Origin of the sequence: Comamonas sp. (assembly GCF_036666375.1) — a bacterium.
GTDB lineage: Bacteria > Pseudomonadota > Gammaproteobacteria > Burkholderiales > Burkholderiaceae_C > Comamonas.
The window spans coordinates 1-24,522 of record NZ_JAVWWA010000072.1 but is presented as its reverse complement, the minus strand read 5'-3'; the positions used below and the strand labels follow the sequence as shown (position 1 = coordinate 24,522).

General features: G+C 64.3%; 22 protein-coding genes. 9 read left to right on the top strand and 13 right to left on the bottom strand.

The features are described from left to right. On the top strand, positions 1–1,028 hold a 1,028-nt coding region (locus RR928_RS16660), incomplete at its 5' end, for an MFS transporter (RefSeq protein WP_332683396.1). Here RR928_RS16660 and RR928_RS16655 read toward each other — a convergent pair. From RR928_RS16655 to RR928_RS16620, 8 genes are read right to left on the bottom strand one after another with little or no spacing between them, the layout of a single operon-like run. Further along, entirely contained in the window at positions 1,013–1,792 is a 780-nt protein-coding gene (locus RR928_RS16655; protein ID WP_332548931.1) for an N-acyl homoserine lactonase family protein, read from the bottom strand. The two genes, RR928_RS16660 and RR928_RS16655, sit on opposite strands and share 16 nt — an antisense overlap. An 8-nt stretch (positions 1,793–1,800) precedes the next feature. Further along, entirely contained in the window at positions 1,801–3,024 is a 1,224-nt protein-coding gene (locus tag RR928_RS16650; protein ID WP_332538613.1) for an ABC transporter substrate-binding protein, read from the bottom strand. A gap of 28 nt (positions 3,025–3,052) precedes the next feature. Beyond that, positions 3,053–3,892, bottom strand: coding sequence for an alpha/beta fold hydrolase (locus RR928_RS16645; protein WP_332538612.1), 840 nt, complete (start codon positions 3,890–3,892; stop codon positions 3,053–3,055). Then, complete coding sequence (locus tag RR928_RS16640; protein ID WP_332548934.1) at positions 3,889–4,239, bottom strand: hypothetical protein; 351 nt, start codon at positions 4,237–4,239, stop codon at positions 3,889–3,891. The genes RR928_RS16645 and RR928_RS16640 overlap by 4 nt, the downstream gene beginning before the upstream one ends. Beyond that, positions 4,236–5,123 (bottom strand): NAD(P)-dependent oxidoreductase, encoded by an 888-nt coding sequence (locus RR928_RS16635; protein ID WP_332548936.1) that lies wholly within the window; start codon positions 5,121–5,123, stop codon positions 4,236–4,238. Before RR928_RS16635 ends, RR928_RS16640 begins: the two co-directional genes overlap by 4 nt. Next, positions 5,120–6,550 (bottom strand): NAD-dependent succinate-semialdehyde dehydrogenase, encoded by a 1,431-nt coding sequence (locus tag RR928_RS16630; protein ID WP_332538608.1) that lies wholly within the window; start codon positions 6,548–6,550, stop codon positions 5,120–5,122. The genes RR928_RS16635 and RR928_RS16630 overlap by 4 nt, the downstream gene beginning before the upstream one ends. A 4-nt stretch (positions 6,551–6,554) precedes the next feature. Further along, positions 6,555–7,544: a Bug family tripartite tricarboxylate transporter substrate binding protein gene (locus tag RR928_RS16625; RefSeq protein WP_332538607.1), complete on the bottom strand. Its 990-nt coding sequence runs from the start codon at positions 7,542–7,544 to the stop codon at positions 6,555–6,557. Positions 7,545–7,553: 9 nt separating this feature from the next. Continuing rightward, positions 7,554–8,444 carry an NAD(P)-dependent oxidoreductase gene (locus RR928_RS16620; RefSeq protein WP_332538606.1) on the bottom strand — a complete coding sequence of 297 codons (891 nt, stop codon included), beginning with the start codon at positions 8,442–8,444 and terminating at the stop codon, positions 7,554–7,556. Between the two features lie 418 nt (positions 8,445–8,862). On the opposite strand from RR928_RS16620, the gene RR928_RS16615 reads away from it, so the two are divergent. The 4 genes from RR928_RS16615 to RR928_RS16600 all read left to right on the top strand — a co-directional run bounded on the left by RR928_RS16615 (position 8,863) and on the right by RR928_RS16600 (position 15,575). Continuing rightward, positions 8,863–10,422, top strand: coding sequence for a sensor domain-containing diguanylate cyclase (locus RR928_RS16615; RefSeq protein WP_332548940.1), 1,560 nt, complete (start codon positions 8,863–8,865; stop codon positions 10,420–10,422). Positions 10,423–10,487: 65 nt separating this feature from the next. Further along, a complete protein-coding gene (locus tag RR928_RS16610) occupies positions 10,488–10,898 on the top strand; it encodes a lysozyme inhibitor LprI family protein (RefSeq protein ID WP_332538604.1) in 411 nt (136 codons plus the stop codon). 181 nt (positions 10,899–11,079) lie between these two features. Further along, entirely contained in the window at positions 11,080–13,905 is a 2,826-nt protein-coding gene (locus RR928_RS16605; protein ID WP_332538603.1) for a bifunctional diguanylate cyclase/phosphodiesterase, read from the top strand. Between the two features lie 164 nt (positions 13,906–14,069). Beyond that, the gene (locus RR928_RS16600; protein WP_332683391.1) at positions 14,070–15,575 is read left to right on the top strand and encodes a DASS family sodium-coupled anion symporter; all 1,506 of its coding nucleotides are present in this window, start codon (positions 14,070–14,072) and stop codon (positions 15,573–15,575) included. 9 nt (positions 15,576–15,584) lie between these two features. On the opposite strand, the gene RR928_RS16595 is transcribed toward RR928_RS16600, so the two are convergent. Next, the gene (locus RR928_RS16595) at positions 15,585–16,253 is read right to left on the bottom strand and encodes a response regulator (protein ID WP_332538601.1); all 669 of its coding nucleotides are present in this window, start codon (positions 16,251–16,253) and stop codon (positions 15,585–15,587) included. A 184-nt stretch (positions 16,254–16,437) separates the two neighbouring features. On the opposite strand from RR928_RS16595, the gene RR928_RS16590 reads away from it, so the two are divergent. Next, positions 16,438–17,523 carry an MBL fold metallo-hydrolase gene (locus tag RR928_RS16590; protein ID WP_332683389.1) on the top strand — a complete coding sequence of 362 codons (1,086 nt, stop codon included), beginning with the start codon at positions 16,438–16,440 and terminating at the stop codon, positions 17,521–17,523. 24 nt (positions 17,524–17,547) lie between these two features. Here the strand turns inward: RR928_RS16590 and RR928_RS16585 are convergent, their stop codons facing one another. The 4 genes from RR928_RS16585 to RR928_RS16570 all read right to left on the bottom strand — a co-directional run bounded on the left by RR928_RS16585 (position 17,548) and on the right by RR928_RS16570 (position 22,510). Beyond that, a complete protein-coding gene (locus RR928_RS16585; RefSeq protein ID WP_332538599.1) occupies positions 17,548–18,423 on the bottom strand; it encodes an alpha/beta fold hydrolase in 876 nt (291 codons plus the stop codon). Then, positions 18,420–20,492: an acetate--CoA ligase family protein gene (locus RR928_RS16580; protein WP_332538597.1), complete on the bottom strand. Its 2,073-nt coding sequence runs from the start codon at positions 20,490–20,492 to the stop codon at positions 18,420–18,422. The genes RR928_RS16585 and RR928_RS16580 overlap by 4 nt, the downstream gene beginning before the upstream one ends. A gap of 53 nt (positions 20,493–20,545) precedes the next feature. Continuing rightward, positions 20,546–21,700 (bottom strand): acyl-CoA dehydrogenase family protein, encoded by a 1,155-nt coding sequence (locus RR928_RS16575; RefSeq protein ID WP_332538596.1) that lies wholly within the window; start codon positions 21,698–21,700, stop codon positions 20,546–20,548. A 123-nt stretch (positions 21,701–21,823) separates the two neighbouring features. Continuing rightward, a complete protein-coding gene (locus RR928_RS16570) occupies positions 21,824–22,510 on the bottom strand; it encodes an HD domain-containing protein (protein WP_332683386.1) in 687 nt (228 codons plus the stop codon). A gap of 112 nt (positions 22,511–22,622) precedes the next feature. On the opposite strand from RR928_RS16570, the gene RR928_RS16565 reads away from it, so the two are divergent. From RR928_RS16565 to RR928_RS16555, 3 genes are all read left to right on the top strand, one after another. Beyond that, positions 22,623–23,303 carry a hypothetical protein gene (locus RR928_RS16565; protein ID WP_332538594.1) on the top strand — a complete coding sequence of 227 codons (681 nt, stop codon included), beginning with the start codon at positions 22,623–22,625 and terminating at the stop codon, positions 23,301–23,303. Between the two features lie 143 nt (positions 23,304–23,446). Beyond that, positions 23,447–23,743, top strand: a complete 297-nt coding sequence (locus RR928_RS16560; RefSeq protein ID WP_332538593.1) for a YciI family protein — start codon at positions 23,447–23,449, stop codon at positions 23,741–23,743. 295 nt (positions 23,744–24,038) lie between these two features. Further along, positions 24,039–24,494 (top strand): hypothetical protein, encoded by a 456-nt coding sequence (locus RR928_RS16555; RefSeq protein WP_332683384.1) that lies wholly within the window; start codon positions 24,039–24,041, stop codon positions 24,492–24,494. Positions 24,495–24,522 lie beyond the last annotated feature (28 nt).

Genomic DNA, 24,522 nt, shown 5'->3' with positions numbered 1-24,522 from the left:
CCGGCCTGCTGATCTCGCTGCCCGCCCTGCTGGCCGCGCTGTTCGCGCCGCTGGTGGTGATTGCCGCGCGCGCCATGGACCGGCGCCGGATTCTCGGCGGCCTGTTGGGCCTGCTGGTGATTGCCAACCTGGCTTCGGCGCTTGCGCCGGGCCTGGGCTGGATGCTGGCGGCGCGCGTGCTGGTGGGCTTTTGCATGGGCGGAATCTGGGCCATTGCCGGCGGCCTCGCGGCGCGGCTGGTGCCCGGCCCTGCGGTCGGCCTGGCCACCTCCATCATCTTTGGCGGCGTCGCGGCGGCGTCGGTGCTGGGCGTGCCGCTGGGCGCGCTGGTCGGCGATCTTGCGGGCTGGCGCTGGGCCTTTGCCGGCATGGCCTTGCTCAGCGCCCTGGTGCTGGCGCTGCACCTGGCCGTTGTGCCGCCGCTGCCGGCCACCGGCTCGGCGCGTCTGCGCCACTTCGGCGAACAGCTGGCCAACCGCCGGCTGCAGGCCGGGCTGGCGCTGACGCTGCTGCTGGTGGCCGGGCATTTCATGGCCTTCACCTTTGTGCGCCCGCTGCTGCTGTCGGTGGCGCGGTTCGACGCGCAATGGCTGGGCGGCCTGCTGCTGGCCTATGGCGTTGCGGGCCTGGCCGGCAATTTCCTGGCGGGCATCAGCGCCGCGCGGCGCAGCGCGGCCACCGTCACGGCGATTGCGCTGGGCCTGCTGGCCCCCTGGCTGTTCCTGGCCCTGGCCGACTCGCATGCGGGCGCGGGTGCGGCGCTGCTGCTCTGGGGCCTGGCCTATGGCGGGGTCTCGGTGGGCCTGATGACCTGGATGATGCAGGCCGCGCCGCGCGCCGTGGAGATCGCCGGCGCCCTGTACGTGGCGGTGTTCAATGTGGGCATTGCGCTGGGCGCCTGGGCGGGCGGCCGCGTGGTCGATGCGGCGGGCCTGCCGGCCACGCTGTGGCTTGCGGGCGGCCTGGCCGGACTGGCCCTGCTGCTGAGCCTGGCCCTGGCGCGCGCCCGGCCTCAGGCAATGCGGTAGATATGCGCGCCCGGCGCGGGCACGCGCTCGAAGCGTTCGCAGACCAGCGGATCATGGCCGGGAACGATCAGGTCGGCGCTGCCGGCCAGGGCCTCGATGCGGTCATAGCCGGCCATCATGTCCGCGCGGCTGTGGATGGCGGGAAACGGGTTGCGCTGCTGCAGGTTCTCGTAATAGTGCGCGGCGTCGGACGCCAGCACCACCCGGCCTTTGGCCGTCGTCACCGCCACCACCTGCAGGCCGTCGGTATGCCCGCCCACGCGGTGCAGGTCGATGCCGGGCGCAAACGCATGCTCGCCGTCGATCAGGCGCACATCGCCTGCATACAGGCGCTTGAGCACCACGGCTATGTCGTCCAGCGCGAAGAAGTGGTTTTGCCTGGCATCGCACATGCATTGGCCGGTCGCATACGCCATCTCGCGCTGCTGCAGCCAGATGCGCGCGTTCGGGAACAGGTGCACATTGCCCGCATGGTCGTAATGCAGATGGGTGATGGCGATGTCCCGGATATCGCCGGCTTGCACGCCCAGCCGCTGCAGCGATTCGACCGGCGACAGCAGGAAGCTGCGCTGGCGCGCCAGCGCCGAGACCTGGCTGAAGCCGGTGTCCACCAGCAGCAGCTGGCCATGGCCCCGGACGAGCCAGACAAAGAAGTCCAGCGCCATGGGCGCCGCGGGATCGCCGCCGGCCGGCGCCAGAAAGTTGCTCTGGCGCGGCCGGTCCACCGACGCGTACTTGATCGCATACACCTCGTAGGCCGGCATGGCGCGGCCTACTTCCTGACCAGCGAACACTTGCTGTCGCTCAGGCCGGCAAAGGCGTCCTTGCCGGCCACGGTCTCGACGATCTTGTAGTAGTCCCAGGGCTTCTTGGATTCGGCCGGCGTCTTGACCTGGACCAGGTACATGTCGTGCACCATCTTGCCGTCGGCGCGCAGCACGCCGTTCCTGGCAAAGGCATCGTTGATCTGCATGCCCTTCATCGCCTGGATCACCGCGCCCACTTCGTCGCTGCGCGCCTGCTCGACGGCCTTGAGATAGGTGCGCACCGCCGAATACTGGCCGGCCTGCAGCGCCGTGGGCATCTTCTTCATCTTCTTGAAGAAGCGCTCGGCAAACTGGCGCGAGGCATCGTCCAGATCCCAGTAGAAGGTCTCGGCAAACATCATGCCGCCGGCGTTCCTCAGGCCCAGGCCGTGCACGTCCATGATGCTCATCAGCAGCGCGACGCTGGCCTGCCCGCCCGCGCCCAGGCCGAATTCCCGGCCCTGCTTGATCGCGTTCTGCAGATCCAGCCCGGCGGTGGCAATCGCCACCGCATTGGCCTTGCTTTCCTTGGCCTTGAGGATGTAGGAGGCGAAGTCGTTGCCCGGGAACGGATAGCGCGAGGCGCCCAGCACCTGGCCGCCGGCCTCCTCGATGAACTTCCTGCCGTCGGCTTCGAGCGAATGGCCGAAAGCGTAGTCGGCCGTCAGGTAGTACCAGGTCTTGACGCCGCGCTTGACCAGCGACCTGGTGCCGACGTTGGCCAGCGCATAGGTGTCGTAGACCCAGTGCACGTTGTTGGCCGTGCAGTCCTCGTCGCTGATGCGCACCGCGCCCGCGCCGGTGACCATGGACATGCGGTTCTTTTCCTGGGCAATGCGCATTGCGGCCAGCGCCACCGCGCTGTTGCCCAGCTCGGTCACGGTATCGACCTTGTCGCGGTCAAACCATTCTCGCGTCTTGGTCGAGGCAATATCGGCCTTGTTCTGGTGGTCGGCCGACACCATTTCAATGGGATATCCCAGCACCTTGCCGCCAAACTCCTCGATGGCGATTTCGGTGGCGGCAATCGAGCCGCGGCCGACGTTGTCCATGAACGGCCCGCTGATATCGGTGAGCACGCCTATGCGCACCACGCCGTCGGAGATCTTCGCGCCGCTGCCTTGGGCCTGGGCGCCGCAGGCCAGCGCGAGGACGCCGAGAAATACCGCGGTATGACGTTTGAATTTCATTCTTGTCTCCATTGTGGTTTCAGGCTTGTCAATGAAATTTCTGCAGCACGTGCAGCAGGTGGGCGATGAATTCCTCGGGCGCCTCGCTCATGGGGAAATGGCCCAGCCCGGGCATGATCTTCAAATGCGCGCCGGCAATCATCTGCGCCAGATCGCGCGAGTCGTCGGGGGTGCACGAATAATCGAATTCGCCGGTGAGCAGATGCAGCGGGCATTTGCGCGTGTCGATCTGGTGGGCCAGGGCGCGCAGATCGCCTTGCGCTTTGTAGAAATGCAGATCGCCTTTGAATACTCCTGGCCCGCCCTGCATGTAATGCCACAGCGTTTCCCAGCGCTCGGCTTCGGCCGCGTGCGGGCCTATCAGCCCGGAGACGATGCCGGCGCAGACTTCGCCGCCATGCACGTCCGGCCGGTGCAGCCATTCGAGGTTGTAGTAAGGGTTCACATGCGCGCCCGACTGCAGGCCTATGAGGCCGCGGAACTTCTCGGGATGCTGCAGCGCCAGGTGCAGCACCACGCGCCCGCCTATCGAGCAGCCCATGGCCAGCGGGCGTTCGATGTCCATGGCCTGCATGAAGCCGATGATGGTGTCCACATAGAGCTGCGATGTCAGCTGGTACTCACGCTGCTGCCAGCCTGCGGGCGGCGACGATTTGCCGTGGTAGGGCAGGTCGAAGCAGACCACCTGGAAGCGCTCGGTGATGGCGGTGCAATTGAGAATGCCGCGGTACTGGCGGCTATCGCTGCCCGCGGTGTGCAGGCACAGCAGCACCGGCCCCGTGCCCGCGCTTTCAAAATAGACGCGGTGGCTTTGGCCCTGTATGTCGAAATGCACATAGCCGCCGGAGATTTTCTCGATATGGCTCATTGCACGACTCCCGAAAGCGCCTTGATCAAATCCTTGAAATACAGCAGGTTGCACATGAAGCCGTGCTGGTCGCCTTCGATGCGCAAATGCTGGAACTTGCACATCGCCATCAGGTCGTGATAACCGGGCGTGGGCGTGGCGGCGTAATGTTTTTGCCAGGCGTCGCTGCCGGCGGCCAGGCGAAACGTCCAGCGCGGCATGACGAACGGGCCGGCCTGAAGGCTGTCAATCGCGCCATCGCGAATCCTGATCAGCCATTCCTTTTCACCGCTTTGCAGCATGAAGACGAGATTCACAAAGCGCCCGCGGTGCACCAGCCATTCATCAAGCACAGGTAGTGGGTTCATGGTTTTTTCCCCTGGTCTGAAATCACGCGGTACATCACCGGGTAATAGTTCTGCGCATAACCACGGTCCATGGATTGCTGCAGCTGGCGCGCCGTGCATTCGGTCAGGCCGTCGTCCAGTCCCACGTTGCGCGACAGCGCCAGCGCGAGCTGCAAATCCTTGTGCGCATAGGCCGCGGAAAACATCTTTTCCGGAAAGACGTCCTTGGCCAGATATTGGCTGCCGGTGAGCTGCAGCGCGAACGATGCCGCCGAGCCCAGGCCCAGCGCCTGGCTCAGCAAGTCCTTGGCGACTCCGGCGCGCTCGGCAATCGCGCAGGCCTGGGCCAGCGCATGCACGGTGTTGATCAGCACCATGTTGTTCATGATCTTGACCACCTGGCCCGCGCCCGTGGGGCCGCAGTGCAGCACGTCGCTGCCCATGCAGGCCAGGTGCGGCTGCAGCGCCGCGAACTGCGCCTCGCTGGCGCCCACGGTGATCAGCAGCGTGCCTTTTTGCGCGGCCTCGCGGCTGCGCGCCACCGGTGCATCGACCAGCGCCATGCCGCGCGCCTGCAGCTGCCCGGCCAGCGCCCGCGTGCGCGCGACATCGCTGGTGCTCATGTCGACAATGGTGTGCAAGGCCTTGGCGTGGGCCAGCAGGCCGCCGGGCCCGGTGCAGACCGCCTCCACCTGGGCAATCGCCGGCAGCGACAGGAACACGATGTCGGCGCGGCGCGCGATCTCCTCGATGCTGCTCGCGACCACGCCGTCGGCGGCCAGCGCCCGCACATTGCCCATGTCCAGATCGGCGGCCAGCACCGTGCAGCCCGATTTTTGCGCCAGGTTGCGGCACATGCCCGCGCCCATCACGCCCACGCCTATGAAGCCCAGGGTCGTGCTCATGCCAGACCTCCCTGGCGCACGCACTTCACTTTGAGGAATTCGCGCAGGCCTTCGATGCCGCCTTCCGAGCCCAGACCGCTGTCCTTGTAGCCGCCAAACGGCGTCTCGGGCAGCGAGGCCTGCAGTTCGTTGATGCAGACCACGCCGCTCTCGATCTCGTTGGCAAAGCGGTGGGCCAGCTGCATGTTCTGCGTGAACGCATAGGCGGCCAGGCCGAACGGCAGGCGGTTGGCTTCGCGCAGCGCCTCGTCGGCGTCCTTCACCGGCATCAGCAGCGCGACCGGCCCGAAAGGCTCTACATGCGCGGCGTCGGCGCGCAGGTCGCGCAGGGCCAGCACCGTGGGTTCATAGAAGAAGCCGGGGCCGGACAGGGCCTTGCCGCCCGTCAGCAGCTGCGCGCCCGATTCCTGCGCATTGGCCACCAGCCGCTCGATGGCGGCGCGCCGGCGCTGGTTCTTGAGCGGTCCCATCTGCGTGCGGCCGTCGAACGGGTCGCCCAGGCGCAGCTTTTGCGCCTGCTCGACAAACCTGGCGCAGAAGTCGGCGTAAATGCTTTCGTGCACCAGGAAACGCGTGGGCGAAGTGCAGATCTGGCCGGCGTTGCGGTACTTGGTTGCAACGCAGCTGGCCGCGACCTGGGCGATGTCGACGTCGTTCCAGACAATCACCGGCGCATGGCCGCCGAGCTCCAGCGTCGCGCGCTTCATTGCCTGGGCGGCCTTGGCACCGAGCTGGCGGCCGACTTCGGTGCCGCCGGTGAAGGTGATCATCGCGATGTCGGGCGAGGCGCACAGCTGGTCGGCAATCTGCGCCGGATCGCCAAACACCATGTTCACGCTGCCCGCCGGCGCGCCCGCGCGCGCCACGGCCCGCGCCAGCAGCAGCGCCACGCCCGCGGTTTCCTCGGAAGGCTTGATGACGATGGTGCAGCCCGCGGCCAGCGCCGCGCTGATCTTGCGCGCGGGCGTGATCGCCGGCGCATTCCAGCCGGAAAAGCCCGCGACCACGCCGCAGGGCTCGAACTGCGCGGTCTGGCGTATGCCGGGCGAGCGCGCGGGAATCACGCGGCCGTAAAGGCGCCGCGCCTCCTCGGCCGACCATTCGAACATCTCGGCCGCGGTATCGACCTCCTTTTGCGCCTCGGCCTGGGGCTTGCCCAGCTCGGCGCTGATCTGGTGCGCGATGGCGTCGCGGTCGGCGCGCATTTCATCGGCAATGCGGCGCAGCAGGTCCGAGCGCTGCAGCGCGCCGCTGTTCTTCCAGAGCGCGAAAGCCGTGCCGGCGGCGGCAATCGCGCGCTGCACATCGTCGCCCGACGCCATGGCGTAGTCGCCCAGCGATTGGCCCGTCGAGGGCGACAGCACCTCGATGCGCTGCGAGGCGCTGCCGTCCGTGAATTCGCCGGCAATGAATTGGGAGTATTTCATGGTGTTATTCGAGAACGATGTTGGCGCTCTTGATGATTGCGGCCCAGTTCGCGGACTGCTGCTGGATATGCGCCTTGAACTGCTCGGGCGTGCGCGTGAACGGGTACTGGTCCAGCGTCAGCAGCCTGGCCTTGACGTCGGGCGCGTTCATGATTTCATTGAGCGCGGTATTGAGCCGGGCCACGATGTCGGGCGCGATGCCGGCCGGGCCCATGAGCCCGTTCCAGGGCTCGGCCGAGAAGCCGGGCAGCTTGTCCTGGCCAATGACCAGCGTTCCCTTGAGGCTCTTGTCGGGCGAGGAGCCGGCCGAGGCGAGAATGCGCATCTTGCCGGCAGCGTCCTGGGGAATTGCCACCACGCCGGCGAGAAACGCGAAGTCGACGCGGCCCGCAATCAGATCGCTGACCGCGGCCGAGTCGCCCTTGTAGGGCACATGCAGCGCGTTGATGCGCGTCTCGCTCTTGAACCATTCGCCCGCGAGATGGTTGACGGCGCCATTGCCCGCCGAGGCATAGCTCAGGCGCTTGTCCTTTTCCCGGCCGTAGGCAATCAGGTCATCGTATTTCCTGAAGGTCGAGCTCGCGGGAACGACGAGATAGTAGGGGTAGCTTGCGACCAGACCAATGGGCGTGAAGTCCTTGATCGCGTCGTACTGCAAGCCCTTTTGCACATGGGGCAGGATGGACAGCGTGCTGCTGCTGCCTATCATCAAGGTGTAGCCGTCGGCCGGTGCCTTCTTGACCAGCGCCGCGGCAACCGCGCCGCTGGCGCCCGCGCGGTTCTCGATGATGAAGCTCTGGCCGAGTTTCTGGCCCAGCTTGTCGGCCACGATGCGCGCCACCACATCGGTGGGACCGCCCGCGGCAAAGCCCACGTAGATGGTGACGGGCTTGGTCGGGTAGCCCGCGGCCAGTGCCAGCGGCGCGGCCAGCAGACCGGTGCTGCCCAGCAGGGCGGCGGCATATTTCAGGGCGAAGCGGCGTTGGAAGGGCATGCTGTCTCCTCAGAGTCGGATTTTTTCAATGGCGTTGGCTTCGGCCCAGAAATCGGTCAGGCACGAGGTGTCCTGGCCCGACTTGCCGGCGGCCAGGGCCATGCGGAAGATGTTTTTCGTGGTGTCGCAGACCGGCAGCGCGATCTGGCGGGCCGCGCCGGCATTGGCGGCCAGTGAAATGTCCTTGTAGCCCAGCGTGATGTCGAAGCCCGGCGTGAGATCGCCGGCCAGCACCTTCTTGGGCCATTTCTCCTTGAGCTGGCCGTTGCTGGCCGTGGTGCTGGTGAGCACATCGAAAGTCTTCTGTATGTCCAGCCCCAGCGACTTGGCCAGCACCAGCGCCTCGGAGTTGATCTGGCAGTAGCACAGCACCATCATGTTGTTGATGATCTTGGTGCGCGTGCCGCTGCCGGCCGGCCCGCAGTGGTGGATGGTGGTTCCCATGCGGTACAGAACCGGCTCGACCCGGGCGCGCTGCTGCTCGGCAATGCCCAGCATGAACAGCGACTCGCCGATATCGGCATGCATTGCCAGCCGGCCCACGGGCGCGTCGCCAAACACGATGTCGGCGCGGGCAAAGGACTCGGCCAGCAGATCGACGGTGTCCACATCGATGGTGCTCATGTCGATGTAGACCGCGCCGGGCTTGAGGTGGGCGATGATGCCCTGGTCTCCCAGCGCCACGGCCTTGACCTGGAGCGGGCCGGGCAGCATGGTGAACACCAGGTCGACTTGCCGGCACAGGCTGGCGACATCGTGCGCCACGACCGCTCCCTGCTTTTCCAGCTGCTGCATCACCTCGGCGTTGGTGTCATGCACCACCACCTGGCTTTGGTTCTTCAGCAGAGACCGCGCCAGCGAGAACCCCATACGACCCAGACCAATAAATCCGATTTTCATCATTGCTCCTTGCATCTGGCATTGAATCTATCGGGATGGGGCGCCCGGGGTTTGGATATTTATTCTTTCGGGTATGAGCTTTTGGCATGACTCCTAGGGTTCATGCTATTGACTTGGAATATCTCGATTGATTGATGTCAGGTGAGCGTTCCGGCCGATTTGCTGGAGTCGCGCGTCATGAGCAAAGAGACTCTCTGCAAGCGGCCGTGCCGGCGCCCGCGCTGGCTGCGCAAAGATGGCGCTGCGCCTTGCCGGCAGCGCTGCGCACTTCGCGCACAATCGCGGCTGCACGGATGCACGTTGCGTGCCCCAGACCGACAAGCCGACAGCGCCCACAGCCGCGCCACGACCCCATGCTCAATTGCTTCCCTTCGATCCGATCACGTCATTGCCAATGAATTTCAAGTCCATCGCCAAAATGGATCTGAGACGCCTGATTCTTGCCCTGACGATTGCAAGCGCGCTCATTTCACTGGCCAACACGCTTTACGCCAGCTACCAGGTACAACGCCAGCAACTGATCGATGCCGCACTCGAGCGCAACCATGCCTATGCGACCAAGCTCGCGGCCAGCACCGAGGATTTCTTCGATTCGGTGATGCAGCAACTGGGCTATGCGGCGCTGGTGGTCGCCGGAAATTTCAACGACAAGCGATTTCTCGCTGCCGAGACCGAGCGGTTGTTCCTGCAGACCGACAGCTTCAACTCGATTGCCATCATCAACAGCCGGGCCGAAGTGCTGGCGACCTCGCCACAATCGCTGAACCTGGTGGGCATGCAGTTGCAGACGCTGGGCGCGACCCAGTCCATCTCCAGCCGCCGGCCGCTGATCAGCCAGCCCTATCTTTCGACGGCCGGAAACCTGGTGGTGTTCATTTCTCACCCCGTGAACGACGCGCATGGCAACTACCTTGGCGCGATTGCCGGCACGATCTATCTCAAGCACGAGAACTTCCTCAACCGCCTGCTGGCCTCGCACTTCTACGAGGACGGCTCCTACCTCTATGTGGTCGATCAGCACCGGCGTCTGATCTACCATCCGCTCAACGAGCGCGTGGGCACCACGGTGCAAGGCAACCCTGCGATCGATGAAGTCATTGCGGGCATTTCGGGCAAGAAGCAGATCGTCAACAGCCAGCACATCGAGATGCTCGCCGGCTATGCGACCGTTCCCGCGAGCGGCTGGGGCATAGTCGCCCAGCGGCCGCGCGAGGCTACGCTCGCGGCGCTGGATGCGCTGATGCTGCAGGTGCTGCTCAATTCGCTGCCTGCGGCCGCCATTTCGCTGTTGTTCATCTGGTGGTGCGCGCGCCAGATCGCGCGCCCGCTCAAGCAATTGGCCAGCGGCGCCCGAACCATGGACCAACCCGAGACGGCCGAGGAAATCCAGCGCGTGCATTCCTGGTATTACGAGTCATCGGAGCTCAAGAAAGCCATGCTGCTGGGCATTGGACTGCTGCAGAAGAACATCAACCGCTTGCGCCACGATGCGCATACGGATCCGCTGACGGGCCTGGGCAACCGGCGCACGCTCGATCAGGCGCTGCAGACCTGGGAGCGGGAAAATACACCGTTCTCGGTGATGAGCGTCGACGTCGATCATTTCAAGCGCGTCAACGACACCTACGGGCATGAGGCGGGCGACCGGGTGCTGCAGCAGCTGGCCCGGCACATGCGCGAATGCGCGCGCGAGCGCGATGTGTTTTGCCGCGTGGGCGGCGAGGAGTTCCTGATTCTTCTGCCGCGTACCGCGCCTGACGTTGCGCAGCAGGTCGCGCAGCGGCTGCGTCTGCTGATCGAGCAGGCGGACATGGCGCCGGCGTCGCATGTGACCATCTCGGTGGGCATTGCGCATTGGCCCGGCAGCACGCCCGATCTTGCGCGCGTGCTCAAGACTGCCGACGAAATGCTCTACCAGGCCAAGCGCCTGGGACGCAACCGCGTTGAAGTGCACGCCGCCGTGCTGGCGCAGCCGTGATGCAGCGAACTTGCGCCATGCCATTGTCGCGCGCGGGTAGGATATCCATCAAAGCGAGACCATCTATGCGCCCCATCCTGTCATTTCTGCGTTATGCCCTTCTGGCGCTGGCCGGCGCCAGCAGCTGCCTTCCCGTGCTGGCCCAAGACACCGCGCTGTCGCCGCAATATGCGGCATGCATGGACAAGGCCGGCGGCGTCACGCTGCCCATGCTCGAATGCATGGGCGCCGAGCATGGTCGCCAGGACCGGCGTCTCAATGCGGCCTTTCAAGCGCTGATGTTCGATCTCATTCCCGAGCGCAAGAAGCAGTTGCAGGCCGCACAGCGGCTGTGGATCCAGTTCCGCGATGCCAATTGCAGCTTCTACCATGACCCGGACGGCGGCAGTCTCGCGCGCGTGTCGGCCAATCTATGCCGGCTGCAGATGACTTCGCTTAGGGCCCAGGAACTGGTGGAGCTGCGCGCCGCACGCTGAGCCGGGCCGCGCCGCAGACGCCGCCTGTCAGGCCATTGGATCGCCTGCCATGAAGCCAGATGCCGATAGCGAGAAGCCATTAACTGGATGGTGTATACATGAATGATTACCGTACTATTGGGCTTCACGAAGAATTTTTGTTCATGCCGGGTGCGATGCAACTATCGTCTGATCATGAAGGATGCCCCCATTGAAATCTCGCGCAGAAGGCTCCAGACCATGGGGCCCTGATAAAACGAATGCCCGAGGGGATTTCTTCGAAACCCGTCCCGCTTTCAATGCCAAGGCGCTCGCGGTCGCTGTGCTCGCGGCGCTGGTGGCATCGCTTATCCCTGCGCTTTATTGGGTGTCGCGAAATCAGTTGGCCAACCAGGATCTGCGCTCCACCATCATGCTGGAGAGCAGCCACATAAAATACCTTCTGGCCAATCAATTCAACAGCTTTGAATTGATTGCGCGCAGTGTCAAGGGATTCATCGACGGTTCTGAATATGTGAATTCGGGCGAGTTCAAGATTTTTGTGAATTCCTTGAATCTGCGCTCCATTTCTCCCGGTCTGCAAGGCGTTGGCTTCGCGAAGTTTTTCTCCGGGGATGATGCGGCCGCGCGTGCGCAGCAGCTGTTGAGTCGGGAGCAAGGCGAAGATGGCTATCGTATCCATCCGGCTGGAGCGAGGCAGTCGTATGCGCCCATCATTTTCATGGAGCCCAAACAGGGTAATGAGAAATCCATAGGATTTGATATTTTCTCCGTCCAGGAAGCCAGGAACTCGGCGACGCTGGCCATCGAAACAGGAGATCTGATCGCCTCGCAGAAATTGACGCTGGTGCAGGACGAGCCGGGCAAGAATGTCGCGGGTTTCGTTCTTTACCTGGCAGTCTACATGCCGGATAAAAGAGAAGCGCCTAGCGCCGAGGTACTGCGCGGCTGGGTGGATCTGCCTTTTCGGCTGGTCGATGTTTTTCAACCCATCGCCAAAAGCCTGGCGCCAGGCCTGCAGCTCGTCTTCTACGAAAGGGAAACACTCGATGTTTCCGCGATTTCGCACCGCTTCCTGGATGGCGCAACGGTCGAGGACGAGTCGGTCGCCGACAATAGATTCACCAAGGTGGATTACCTCGATTTCGGCGGCAGAAAATGGTATTTCGGAATCACGCCCACCGAAAGCTACATCACCCAGCACCAGACATCGACGCACCACTGGATTGCTTCCATAGGCATTCTTCTGAGTTTCTCCCTGGGGGTCATTCTTTTTCTGTTGTTGACCTCGCGCGAGCGTGCCAAGGCATTGGCGATCGCGATGACGGCCAATCTGCGCGGAATCACCGCGGATCTCAACGATACGCTGGACGCGATTCCCGACCTGCTGTTCGAGATGGATATCAATGCGCGCTACCTTGCCGTGAGAACCAGCAACCAGGCGAGTCTGAACATGCCGGTCGCGGACGTGCTGAACAAGTCCGCCTGGGATGTGCTGCCCTCCAAGGCCGCGAAAGTGCTGTACGACTCGATTCACGAAGCGCAGGCGATGGGGCGCAGCACGGGCAATCGCATCGAGCTGGATGTGGGCGGGGGCACGCGCTGCTTCGAGCTTTCGGTCGCGCGCAAGCAGGGCATGGCCGGCATGCCGCCCAATTTCATCGTGCTGTCGCGTGACATCACCGAGCGCACGCGCGCCGAGCAGCAGGTGCGCCAGCTGGCGTATTTCGATGTGCTGACCGGTCTGCCCAATCGCGGAAACTTTCTGGAAGTCGCGCCGCAGCTGATAGAGCAAAGCAGCGCGCTCAACGGGTTCGGCGCGGTGCTGATGATAGACATCGACAACCTGAAACTCATCAACGACCATTGGGGTCATCAATGCGGGGACGCGGTGCTCAAACATGTGGCGAACCGCGTCTGCCAGGCGGTGGGGCCGCAACATGTGGTGGCGCGATTCGGCGGCGATGAACTGGTCGTGGTGCTCAGCCGCCTGGGCACGGAGCTCGAGCAGGCCAGAGCCACTGCCGAAAGGATTTGCCAGCGCATTCTGCGCGAGATTTCCGCGCCGATGTCGTTTGCCTCGCGCGAGCACTACATTACTTCAAGCATAGGCGTTGCCTTCTTCGACAGCAGCAAGAAGTCGGTCGATGAAATCGTCAGCGGCGCCGACTCGGCGATGTTCCACGCCAAGAACGACGGCCGCAATACCTATAAGTTCTTTGACCGGCAACTGCAGAAAGTGATTGCCGAGCGCGTGCAGCTAGAGCATGACATGCGCGTCGGGCTGTATTCGGACGAGTTCTTTCTGATGCTGCAGCCGCAGGTCGATATGCACGGGCGGGTCACTGGCGCCGAAGCGCTGTGTCGCTGGAAGCACCCGGAAAAGGGGCTGATCCCGCCATCGGTGTTCATCGACATCGCCGAGAAAAGCGGCTTCATCTTTCAGCTCGGACAATGGGTATTGCAGCGCGTCTGCGAGACGCTGCACTCCTGGAGCAGCGATCCCGAGCTGTCGCAGCTGCGCCTGGCGGCCAATGTCAGTGCCAAGCAGTTTCAGCATCCCGATTTCCTGGCGCAAACCATGGCCATCATCGAGTCCAGCCAGATCAATCCGCTGATGCTCGAACTGGAAATCACCGAGAGCATCTTTGCCCAGGATGCCGACGATATCGCCAAGAAAATGGGCGCGCTCAAATCCATGGGCATTTATTTTTCGCTGGACGATTTCGGCACCGGCTATTCGTCCCTGAATTACCTCAAGCGTCTGCCGCTCGATCAGCTCAAGATCGATCAGTCCTTCATTCGCGATGTGGTCAGCAGCAGCTTCGATGCGTCCATCGTCGCGACCATCATTTCGCTGGGTGAAAGCCTGGGCCTGCAGGTGCTCGCCGAAGGGGTGGAAACCAGGGAGCAGCATGCCTTCCTGCTGGGCAAGCGCTGCCGCCACTTCCAGGGCTTTCTTTTTGCCAAGCCGCTGTCGGAGGCCGATTTTCTCGCCTACGTGGAACAGGCCTCGCCGGTGCAATAGTGCGCGCGCGGGTGCCGGCGCATTGATGCAGGTCAAGAGGGCGCGCTGCGTTGACCCGGTGGCCTGGCCGGACGGGGCAAACTGTCGGCTGCTGCAGCGCGCTCGGGTGCTGCAGGTCCATGGGCCTCTTGCGGTCCGCAACGATTGACGGAAGGACAGGGGCCATGTGGAAGACGATTGTGAAAGTGTTCAGGTATTTCGAGGGCGCAGTGCCGTTCCGGCTGATCCCCGCGCTGGCCGCGACAGCGGTCCTGGTGGCCCTGCTGCTGATTCCCACGCCCGACGGGCTCACGCCCAAGGCCTGGAGCCTGGTGGCGATCTTCCTGACGACCATCGTCGCCATCATTCTCAAGGTCATGCCCATAGGCGTGATGGCGCTGATGGCCATCGTGATCGTGTCGCTGTCCCAGGTCACTTCCAATTCCTCCAAAGGCGCGATCGCCGACGCCTTGAGCAGCTTTTCCAGCCCGCTGATCTGGCTGATCGTGATTGCCATCCTGATTTCGCGCGGCCTGAAGAAAACCGGCCTGGGCAATCGCATAGGCCTGATGTTCATTGCCATGCTCGGCAAGCGCACGCTGGGCATAGGCTATGGGCTGACGATCTGCGAGCTGGTGCTGGCGCCTTTCACGCCCAGCAATACGGCGCGCGGCGGCGGCATCGTGCATCCCATCATGAAGTCCATTGCCAACGCCTTCGACTCCGATCCCGCCAAGGGCACGCAAGCCAAGGTGGGCACTTATCTCGCGCTGGTCAACTACCACGCCAACCCCATCACCTCGGCGATGTTCCTCACGGCCACGGCGCCCAATCCGCTGGTGGTGGACTTCGTCGCCAAGGCCACGAACCAGAGCTTCCATCTGAGCTGGACCACCTGGGCGCTGTGCATGCTGCTGCCCGGCCTGGTGTGCCTGCTGCTGATGCCGCTGGTGATCTATCTGCTGTCGCCGCCGGCGCTGAAGGCCACGCCCGATGCCGTGGTGTATGCGCGCGCCGAGATGCAGAAGATGGGCCCCTTCTCGGGCAGCGAGAAGGTCATGATGGCCACGTTCGGCCTGATGCTGCTGCTGTGGGCCAACGTGCCGGCGATGCTGTTCGGCGCCGCGTTCACGCTGGACCCGACGGTGGTTGCCTGCGTGGGGCTGTTCATCCTGATCATCACCGGCACCATCGACTGGGACGACGTGTTGTCGGAGAAAAGCGCCTGGGACACCTTGATCTGGTTTGGCGCGCTGGTGATGCTGGCCGAGCAGTTGAACAAGCTGGGCGTGATCACCTGGTTCTCGATAGGCATGAAGGACGCCATTGTCGCCAGCGGCATGGGCTGGCTGCCGATCGCCGCCGTGCTGGTGCTGGCCTTCGTGTTCTCGCACTACCTGTTTGCCAGCACCACGGCCCACATCAGCGCGATGATGCTGGCCTTTCTCACGGTGGGCGCGCAGCTGATTCCTCCCGAGTATGTCGTGCCTTTCATGCTGATGATGGTGGCCGGCTCGGCCATCATGATGACGCTCACGCACTACGCGACGGGCACCTCGCCCATCATCTTCGGCAGCGGCTATGTGACCTTGGGCAACTGGTGGCGCGTCGGTGCCGTGATGTGCGTGCTCGAGCTGCTGGTGTTCGCGCTGGTCGGCACCGTATGGTGGAAAGTGCTGGGTTACTGGTGAAGCGCTGGCTCAGGGCTGGGCCTCGAGCACATAGCCCAGTCCTCTGAGCGTCGAGATCTGTACCCCGGTGTCCATGAGGCGCTTGCGCAGACGGTGTATCAGGACCTCGATGGCTTCGGGGTGCACGGCGTGGTTTTCGGGAAACACGTGGTCGACCATCTCGCGCTTCGTCAGCGGCTCGCCCACGCGCTCAATGAGCGTGCGCAGCACGGCATGTTCGCGCGAGGTCAGTGACAGGGCCTCGTAGCCTATGTCAAAGCGTTTGGTCGCGACGTCGAACACCAGTTTGCCGCAGCTGTACTTCGTCGGCTCGCGGCCCTTGGCGCGGCGATGCAGGGCGAGCAGCCGAGCCTCCAGTTCCTCGACTTCGAAAGGCTTGGCAAGAAAGTCGTCGGCGCCGCCTCTCAATGTCGCGACTTTCTGCGCCAGCGTATCGCGCGCCGTGAGCACAAGAATGGGAACGGGATCCTGCGCTTCGCGCAGTTGTTCGAGCACCTCTTCTCCGCCCAGGCCCGGAAGGCCCAGATCGAGTATCAACGCGTCATAGCGATTGCCGCGCATGGCGCGGCGCACGAGGCGGCCATCCGCCACCCAGTCGACCTGATTGCCGCTTTGCGCGAGCGTGCGCATCAGCCAGTCGGCCAGCGCCGATTCATCTTCGGCCAGTAAAAGTTGCATGCCCATTCCGTTATAGATCCCAGTTGCCCAAGCCATTGTCCAGAGTGCGCGGCGCTTGTGCCAGTCCGGAGGAAACCCTTGTGGCCCGGGCCGATTTTTGACAGCGCAATGAAAGCTGCGCCGGCCTATCTTCGTTGGGTCAGTCCCGGCGAATTCCTCGCCGGAACCCTCAAGGAGACAAGTCTTGAAAATTCAGTACAAATACAGCCTGGGCGCGCTTGCCGTCGCCTGCCTGGTGATCGCCTGTGGCGGTGATGGCGGTGATGGCGATGTGGTCGCCGAGCCGCCGGTCGTCGACACCTCGCCGAAGAATGTGCGCATGACCTGGTTCGGCGTCACCAACTGGCACTACCAGGTGGGCGAGCTGGGCATACTGCTTGACGGCGCGGTCGGCTATCCCGCGCGCGACGCAAACCCGGCAATGGTCACCAAGGTGCATGATGCGCTCAAGCTCAAGGGGGACGTCGACGTCGTTCTTCTGGGCCATCTGCATGGCGACCATTCGGTCGATACACCCGAATGGGCAAAGCAGACCAAGGCCCAGTATTACGGCTCCAAGGCCGCGTGCCAGGAAGCGGTGGCCTATGGAATTGCCGCGGCGAAGTGCACCGCGCTGTATGGCGGCGAGAAGGTGCAGCTCAACGAGCATGTGACCATGCGCGTGGTGCGTTGGGTGCACAGCATAGGCTGCGGTCTGCTGCAAAACGGCGGCGGCATTGAAACCTTCGGCTACCTGTTCACGGCCAAGACCTCCGAGAAGACGCTGACCTGGTATGTGACCGATTCGGGCGCGGGCGGCAAGGATCTGACGACCGACCAGATAGATACGGATGGTGTCAATCGCGGCGCACCGCTTTCCAATCTTTCGAAGGCCGTGCGCGACGCGGGCATCGATGGCTTCGAGGTGTGGCAAGGCGGCCCCGAATCGCGTGTGGTGAACCAGGCGCGCGTGGTGGTGCCGGCGTTCGACGTCAAATACTTCATGCCCCACCATTTCGGCGCGCGCGGCGGCTTCAACATCACCAACGGTCTGCACTATCCCTATGTGGAAGACGAGATGCCCGAGCTCAAGAAGTTCCTGGCCGGCGCCGGTGTGCCGCAGGTCTACGCGACCAACTACTTCGACGCCTACCTCTACGATGCCAAGGGTCTGCGCCCGGACGGCAATGCCGAGGTGAAGCTGGCGATGGGACTGCCCGCATCGGGCGTCGGCCCGGGCGTTCAGGGCAGCAACCCGCGCCAGGGCGAGATGGAATGCCCGGGCGACTGACGCCCGTGGGGCCGCGAAGCGCTTCTACGCGGCCTGCAGCCAGCTGGCCAGCAGCGTGTTGACGGCTTCGGGCCGCTCGTACTGCACCCAGTGGCCCGCGCCCGCAAGAATGGTCCAGTCGCGTCCGGGTCGCTGCTGGCTCAGCGCCTGCGCGGCTTCGGCCGGAATGGCGGTGACATCGTCCTCGCCCCAGACCAGCAGCACGGGCTTGTCGAAGTCCTGCAGCGCCTGCAGCAGCAGCGGGCTGCGCGAAATCGCCTTGCTGCGAAAACGTGTGCGCTCACAGGCCTGGCCATGCACCTGCAGCGCCAGCGCGTCGGCCGGGCCGGCGAGCATGAAGGCTTCAACGTTCTGCAGCAGCGCCTGCCAGCGCTGCGCGCCTTCATGCGCGCGCCAGTCGTGCAGCGCCTGCTTGTCGCGGCGCGCGCCGCCATGGCCGCCGCAGCCCAGCAGCGCCAGGCGCTCAAGCCGGGGCAGGCGCGGCGCGAGCAGGCCGGCCACCGCGCCGCCAAACGAGAAGCCCGCCAGGTGCAGCGGGCCCTCGGGCGCGAGATGCTCCACGCCCAGGCGCAGGCTTTCCACCAGCAGTTCCAGGCGTTCGGGCGCATGCGCTGCGGCCGCGAAGTCGGCGGAGTCGCCAAAGCCCGCGAGGTCGGGAACGATCACGCGGAAATGCGCCGCCAGCGCCTCGATGTTGCGAATCCAGTGCGTCCAGGCGCCATGGCCGCCGTGGATCAGCACCAGCGGCGTGCCGCTTCCCCAGACGCGCCAGCGGGTTTCACAGCCGCCCAGGTCAAGAACATGGTGGGTGGCACGGCGGTCGCAGTCGGCAATCAGCGCGGCCGCGGCCTGGATTTCATCGGGGGGGAAGGCAATCATCTGCGCAAGGGTCTCGGTCAATATTGCATTATCAGCGCGTCCACGGCCATCACGCCCCGGCCTTCGGGCATGACCATCAGCGGGTTGACTTCGGCTTCGCTGACCCGCAGCTCGGGCCGCAGCGCAAGCTGCGACAGATTGGCAATCGCCTGGGCCAGGGCCTCGAGGTCGCCTCTGGGCTTGCCGCGCAGGCCGCAGACGGTCTGCAGCATCTTCACTTCGCCAATCATCTCGCGCGCTGTCGCCACGCTGACCGGCGCCAGGCGGATGCTGCGGTCGCGCATCACTTCGGCCCAGATGCCGCCCGCGGCCAGCATGATGATGGGGCCGGCATCGGCGTCGACGCGGTAGCCGACCAGCACTTCGGTCAGGCCGCGGCGCATGGGCTGGACCAGCACCTGGTCGCAGGCAATGCCGGGCGCACGCTCGGCGAGATTGGCGCGCAGGGTGGCGAAGGCGTGCGCGAGTTGCTGCGCGTTCTCTATGCCCAGCACCACGCCGCCGACTTCGGTCTTGTGCGGAATCTGCGCCGAGCAGACCTTGGCCACGACGGGGTAGTCGAACGGCAGGGCGGCCGGCGGCGAGGCGATATCGAAGGTTGCCGCGGGCGCATGCGGCACCTGCAGCGTGTCGAGCAGCGCATAGGCCTGGGCTTCGTTCAGCGCCTGGCCCTGGCCGGCGCTGGCGCGCACCGTGGCGGGCGTGCCGGGAATGCGCCGGGCCAGCACCGAGGCAATCGCATCGGCGCAGGCTTCGGGCGAGCGAAAGCAGGGAATCTGCGCCTGCGTGAGCTGGGCCAGGGCCTGGGGCGCATCGGGCACCAGCATTGCCAGCAGCGGCTTGGCGTGGTGGGCGCTGTCGATGATGGGCTTGACGGCCAGATCGGGGTTGAAGCGCGCCGACGAGCCCACCACGGCCACCACCATGTCGAACTCGGGCGCCTCGAGCAGGATGTCTAGCGCTTTCTTCATGACTTCGTACTTGGTGCCGGCCAGCGTCAGATCGAGCACCCGGCCCGCGCTGCCCGGGATGTTGGCGGCCTGGAGCCTGGCAAGCGTTTCGGCCGAGACCGGTTGCACCGTGACATCGCGAATGCCCAGCTGGTCGACCACCATGGCCGCGCCGCCGCCGGTGGTGGTGACCACGCCCACGCGCTTGCCGGTCTTTGGCACCAGTGGAATCTTGCGCGCCAGCGGAAACACCTCGAACAGGGTTTCCAGCATTTCCACGCGCACCACGCCCAGGTCCTTGAGAAATGCGTCGGCAATATCGTCTTCGCCGGCAAGCGCGCCGGTATGCGTCGCGGCCATTTCCGCGGCGGCGCTGGAGCGCCCCAGCTTGTAGGCCACCACGGGCTTGCCGCGTTTCGCGGCCGCGCGCGCAAACGCCTGGATGGCGTCGCCATGGCGCAGGCTTTCGAGAAACAGCACATAGCCCTGGATGGCGGGGTCGTCGAGCGTGGCCGCGCAGATTTCGCCCACGCTCAGATCGACTTCGCTGCCCACCGAGACCAGGCCGGCAAAGCCCACGCCGCGCGCCTTGCCGCGCGAGACCAGCGCGCCAATCATGCTGCCGCTGTGCGAGGCGACAAACACATTGCCCTTGGGCATGTCGGGCTCGGCAAAGGCCGCGTTGGCGGTGAGCATCAGTCCGTTGCCGGGATTGACCACGCCCAGGCTGCTCGGGCCCAGTATGCGCATGCCCGATTGCCGCGCGATGGCGCGCAGCGCGTCCTCGCGCGCCACGCCTTCGGCGCCCGACTCGGAGAAACCGCTGGCCAGAATGGTCACCAGCTTCACTCCCAGGTCGGCGCATTCCTGCACCGTGGGCACGACCGAATCGGTGGGCGAGAGCACAAACACATGCTCGGGCACTTCGGGCAGCGCGGCAAGACTGGGCCAGGCTTTCTCGCCCTGCACCTGGGTGCGGTTGGGGTTGATCGGGTAGATCGTTCCCGCAAAGCCCGAGCGGCGCATGAACTGCAGCGGCCGCCCGCCGGTCTTGTTCACGTCATCGGACACGCCGACCAGCGCAATGCTCCTGGGGTAGAGCAGCGCCTGGCAGATGGAGGCGGAGGAGGAAAGAGGCATGAAGGACTTCTGGTTGGAAAGGGGAGCGGCGGGTGCGGTCGCAGCGTGCATGTTCAGGCCTTGGCCGGACGCTGGGAGAACGTGCGGCCGAACACGCCTTCGGCAATGCGGTTCTTGAGCATCTCTATCGAGCCGCCGGCAATCATCCAGCCGCGGGTGCGGCGCACGCAGTATTCGACCAGCGCCTCCTGGCTGAAGCCCATTCCGCCCATCACCTGCATGGCTTCATTGGACGCTTCCCAGCCCGCGAGATTGCAGGCCAGCTTGGCCATGGCCGTGCTCTGCGCGCTGGGCAGGCCATGCTCGCCTTCGAGCGCGGCCTTGTACAGCAGCAACTGCGCCTGCTCGAGCTTCATCCACATCTCGGCGAATTTCCACTGCAGGCCCTGGAACTCGCACAGCTCGCGGCCGAACTGCTTGCGAATCAGCGCATGCTCGCGCGCCTGGTTGAACGCATAGCGGCCCAGCGCCAGCGCGCGCGCCGAGTTGCCCAGCCGCTCGACATTGAAGCCCGAGATCTGCTTCTTGAACCCGCCCGGGCCCAGCAGCAGATTGGCCTTGGGAATGCGGCAGTCCTCGAAGTACAGCTGCGACCATTGCTCGCCGTTCATGAAGTTCGAAGGCGTGCCGACGACAAAGCCGGGCGTGCCTTTCTCGACCAGCACCGAACCGATGCCGCCGACGCCGGGGCCAAAGCGCACATAGATGAGAAACAGCTCGGCTTCGGGGCTGTGGGTGGAGAACACCTTGGAGCCGTTGATCACATAGCTGTCGCCGTCTTCGACGGCGCTGGTCTTGAGTTCGGTGGCGGCCGAACCCGCGTCGGGCTCGCTCATGCCCAAAGAGATGAGCTTTTTTCCAGCCAGCAGATCGGGCAGAAAGCGCTGCTTCTGCTCGGGCGTGGCGTACTCGACAAAGGTGCGGATAGGGCCGAAATTGCCGGCCTGCACGATGTCGGCGCTCTTGGGGCAGGCCAGGGCAATCTGCTGTATCGCCAGCACCGCGTGCATCAGCGTGCCGCCCTGGCCGCCGTCTTCCTCGGGAAACGCAATGCCCAGCAGGCCCTGCTCGGCCAGCAGCTGCGCGGTCTCCCAGGGGTAGTGCTTGGCATGGGCACGCTCAAGCGCGCCGGGCGCGAGCTTGTCCTGGGCAAAACGGGCGACGCTGTCGGCAAATGCCTGGTGTTCTTCGGAAAGTTCGAAATTCATGGTGTGACTGGCCTCTGGGTAGTTGGGCCAATGATGCGGGGAATTTCGCCGTCCAGTCTTTCCACTTGGTTGCCCAGAGATGACTAAAAGTCATTTCACAGCAGGCAGAAAAAGAAGCCTTCTTCAGCCTTGCTCGAGCTCCTGCAGGAACGCTTCATAGAAGTCGCGCAGGCGCTGCTGGCGCAGCGCCGCGCGACGCGCGCCCTCGGCGGTCTGAAAGCCTTCGGCCAGGCGCAAAAGTTTGGTCTGGAAATGATCGAGGGTGTAGCGCGTGTCGTCCAGCGGGCGCTGGCCGGCGCGCGGGTCGGCCGGCTCGTACAGAGCGCGCCCCAGCCGCCCGCCGACATAGAAGCAGCGCGCCGCGCCTATCAGGCCGATCGCGTCGAGCCGGTCGGCGTCCTGCAGGATGCGCGCCTCGATGCTGCGCGGCGCAATTGCCGCGCTGTGGCTGTGCGCTTCGATCGCATGCGCGGCCACCTCGATGCGCGCCTGTGGCCAGCCCAGGCCGGCCAGCACGCCCGTGGCCTTTTGCGCCGACAGCCGCGAGGCCTGGGCGCGCAATGGCGAGTTCTTCTCCACATTCACGCAGTCGTGCAGCAGCGTGGCGGCCAGCAGCGCCTCGAGATCGCCGCCTTCGACCGCCTGCAGTGCCTGCACGCTGCGCCAGACGCGCTGCAGATGGGCGGCGTCATGCGCACCGTCGCCGCTGCCGGCTGCAGTGTCGATGGCATGCGGCAGCAGTTGCGCGGCCAGCGCGGTGTAGGGGGTAAAGGCGTGGAGCTCGGTCTTGGGGGCTATGCAGGTCGTCATGGCCCGATTCTAAGTTTGCGCCTTGCACGCGGCCGCATCGGGAGTGGCCGGCATTGCCGCTGGCACAAGCTTGCGGTAGCCTACGGACTCCATAGTGCTCGGGAGTCTTTCCATGCCACGTCGTTTTGTTCTGTCTGCCTGCACCGCGGTTGCAGCTGCTGTCCTGGTCGCTGCCTGCGGCGTCACGCCGCCCTCCAGTGGCAACGCCATGGGCTTCTTCATCACCAGCGACAACCCGGGCAAGGGCGGCGACCTCGGCGGCCTGGCCGGCGCCGATCGCTTCTGCCAGTCGCTGGCGACCAGCGCCGGGGCGGGCCACAAGACCTGGCGCGCCTACCTGAGCACCGCCGCGCTCAATGGCCAGCCGGCGGTCAATGCGCGCGACCGCATAGGCAGCGGCCCCTGGGCCAATGCCAAGGGTGTGGTGGTCGCCACCAGCGTGGCCGACCTGCACAGCGCCAACGCCAAGCTCGGCAAGGACACCTCGCTGACCGAGAAGGGCGAAGTCGTTTCGGGCTTTGGTGATCCGGTCAACCGCCACGACATCCTCACCGGCTCGCGCGCCGACGGCACGCTGGCCGTGGCCGAGCCCGGCAAGGACACCACCTGCGGCAATTGGACCAGGAGCGAGGGCGGCTCCGCCATGGTGGGACACCACGACCACAAGGGCACCAACCCCGACCCGGTTGCCAACGCTTCCTGGAACGCCTCGCATGGCACGCGCGGCTGCAGCCTCGACCAACTCAAGATGAGCGGCAGCGCCGGCCTCATGTACTGTTTCGCGGCCAACTGAGCGGACTGAAGGCGGGGGCTGAACCATGGGGCGAGGGCCCTCGCCGGCAGATCCATGCCAACCATTGCTGGCGCAGGCAAAGGCGCGGTTGCACGGCTGAGCCAGCACCAGGCAAAATTGCTGGCTCAATCACTGGAGCCTGCATGCTGTTTGCCGTCCTGTTCAATGATTTCCCTGGAATGGCCGAGGTTCGCGCGCAGAACCTGGCTGCCCACCTGGCGTGGCTGGAGGAACACCAGGCCGTCATCCCCGTGGGCGGCTCGCTCAGGCGTGAACTGAACGAAACGCCCAAAGGCGGACTCTGGATAGCGGACGCGCAAAGCAAGGAAGAACTGGACGCATTGCTCAGGACCGATCCATTCTTCACGGCGGGCTTGCGAAAAGACTATGAAATACTCCATTGGTCAAAAGCAAATCCGGCGCGGAAAGCCTCCTTTTAAAGGCCGGATAACGGATCGATGGGTGCGTGGTTGCAGGCATGGCTCAACGGTAAGCCGGAAAAGAATGGCTGCTAATCAATGACGTATATCGGCTGTGGATTCAACTGGTCATTCCATCACAGGCCTTTGGCAGCTCATAACAGGCCTCAATCTCAAAAATTTTAGGTTTGCCTAAAATGCTTGCTTGCGATTGCTCACTCTCGTAATTTTGGATAGATTAATTTATGTAAGAACAACTAGCATTTTTGTATGTCGTCTAAATCTAGTTATGCGGCCTCCATCTAAGCCTCATCCAATGCTTGCGAGCTTCCTGGCAGCCGCCGTCGCATTGCTGCCTGTGTTGCTCATGGCGCTGTCCGAAATCTTCGCTTCACCATCCGGTGGTGTCGCTCTTGGCGAGCCCGATGACGCAGGCTATCGCGGTGCTGGTCTTGCCCTAGCCGCGATGCCTTTCCTATACATCGCGGCTGTTCCCGTTTGCTACGCGGTCGGCGCTTTGCTTCTTTCGTTTCGCCTGCTCCGCTTCCTGCGCTTCTTGGGCGGTGCTTCGGCTGTTGCCATTTCGTTAGGGGTTGGCATCGGCGTACTTCTTAGTGCTTCGACTGGGTTTGGCCTTAGCGACGTGCCGGCTTCCGTTGCCGTAACAACGCTCCTTTGCTTGGCTACTGTGCTGCCAGCCGCTTCTTGCTGGTGGTTCTTCGCGGTCCGGCCGCATAACCCGTCGCTTAGAGCGGCTAACAATACCGTTTAACGAAGCGCAGGCAGATGATGGCGCAGGC

Coding starts and splice junctions, on each gene's coding strand:
- RR928_RS16655 (WP_332548931.1), bottom strand. CDS start 1,792: ATGCCGGCCTACGAGGTGTATGCGATCAAGTACGCGTCGGTGGACCGG.
- RR928_RS16650 (WP_332538613.1), bottom strand. CDS start 3,024: ATGAAATTCAAACGTCATACCGCGGTATTTCTCGGCGTCCTCGCGCTG.
- RR928_RS16645 (WP_332538612.1), bottom strand. CDS start 3,892: ATGAGCCATATCGAGAAAATCTCCGGCGGCTATGTGCATTTCGACATA.
- RR928_RS16640 (WP_332548934.1), bottom strand. CDS start 4,239: ATGAACCCACTACCTGTGCTTGATGAATGGCTGGTGCACCGCGGGCGC.
- RR928_RS16635 (WP_332548936.1), bottom strand. CDS start 5,123: ATGAGCACGACCCTGGGCTTCATAGGCGTGGGCGTGATGGGCGCGGGC.
- RR928_RS16630 (WP_332538608.1), bottom strand. CDS start 6,550: ATGAAATACTCCCAATTCATTGCCGGCGAATTCACGGACGGCAGCGCC.
- RR928_RS16625 (WP_332538607.1), bottom strand. CDS start 7,544: ATGCCCTTCCAACGCCGCTTCGCCCTGAAATATGCCGCCGCCCTGCTG.
- RR928_RS16620 (WP_332538606.1), bottom strand. CDS start 8,444: ATGAAAATCGGATTTATTGGTCTGGGTCGTATGGGGTTCTCGCTGGCG.
- RR928_RS16615 (WP_332548940.1), top strand. CDS start 8,863: ATGGATCTGAGACGCCTGATTCTTGCCCTGACGATTGCAAGCGCGCTC.
- RR928_RS16610 (WP_332538604.1), top strand. CDS start 10,488: ATGCGCCCCATCCTGTCATTTCTGCGTTATGCCCTTCTGGCGCTGGCC.
- RR928_RS16605 (WP_332538603.1), top strand. CDS start 11,080: ATGCCCCCATTGAAATCTCGCGCAGAAGGCTCCAGACCATGGGGCCCT.
- RR928_RS16600 (WP_332683391.1), top strand. CDS start 14,070: ATGTGGAAGACGATTGTGAAAGTGTTCAGGTATTTCGAGGGCGCAGTG.
- RR928_RS16595 (WP_332538601.1), bottom strand. CDS start 16,253: ATGCAACTTTTACTGGCCGAAGATGAATCGGCGCTGGCCGACTGGCTG.
- RR928_RS16580 (WP_332538597.1), bottom strand. CDS start 20,492: ATGCCTCTTTCCTCCTCCGCCTCCATCTGCCAGGCGCTGCTCTACCCC.
- RR928_RS16575 (WP_332538596.1), bottom strand. CDS start 21,700: ATGAATTTCGAACTTTCCGAAGAACACCAGGCATTTGCCGACAGCGTC.
- RR928_RS16570 (WP_332683386.1), bottom strand. CDS start 22,510: ATGACGACCTGCATAGCCCCCAAGACCGAGCTCCACGCCTTTACCCCC.
- RR928_RS16565 (WP_332538594.1), top strand. CDS start 22,623: ATGCCACGTCGTTTTGTTCTGTCTGCCTGCACCGCGGTTGCAGCTGCT.
- RR928_RS16560 (WP_332538593.1), top strand. CDS start 23,447: ATGCTGTTTGCCGTCCTGTTCAATGATTTCCCTGGAATGGCCGAGGTT.
- RR928_RS16555 (WP_332683384.1), top strand. CDS start 24,039: ATGCTTGCGAGCTTCCTGGCAGCCGCCGTCGCATTGCTGCCTGTGTTG.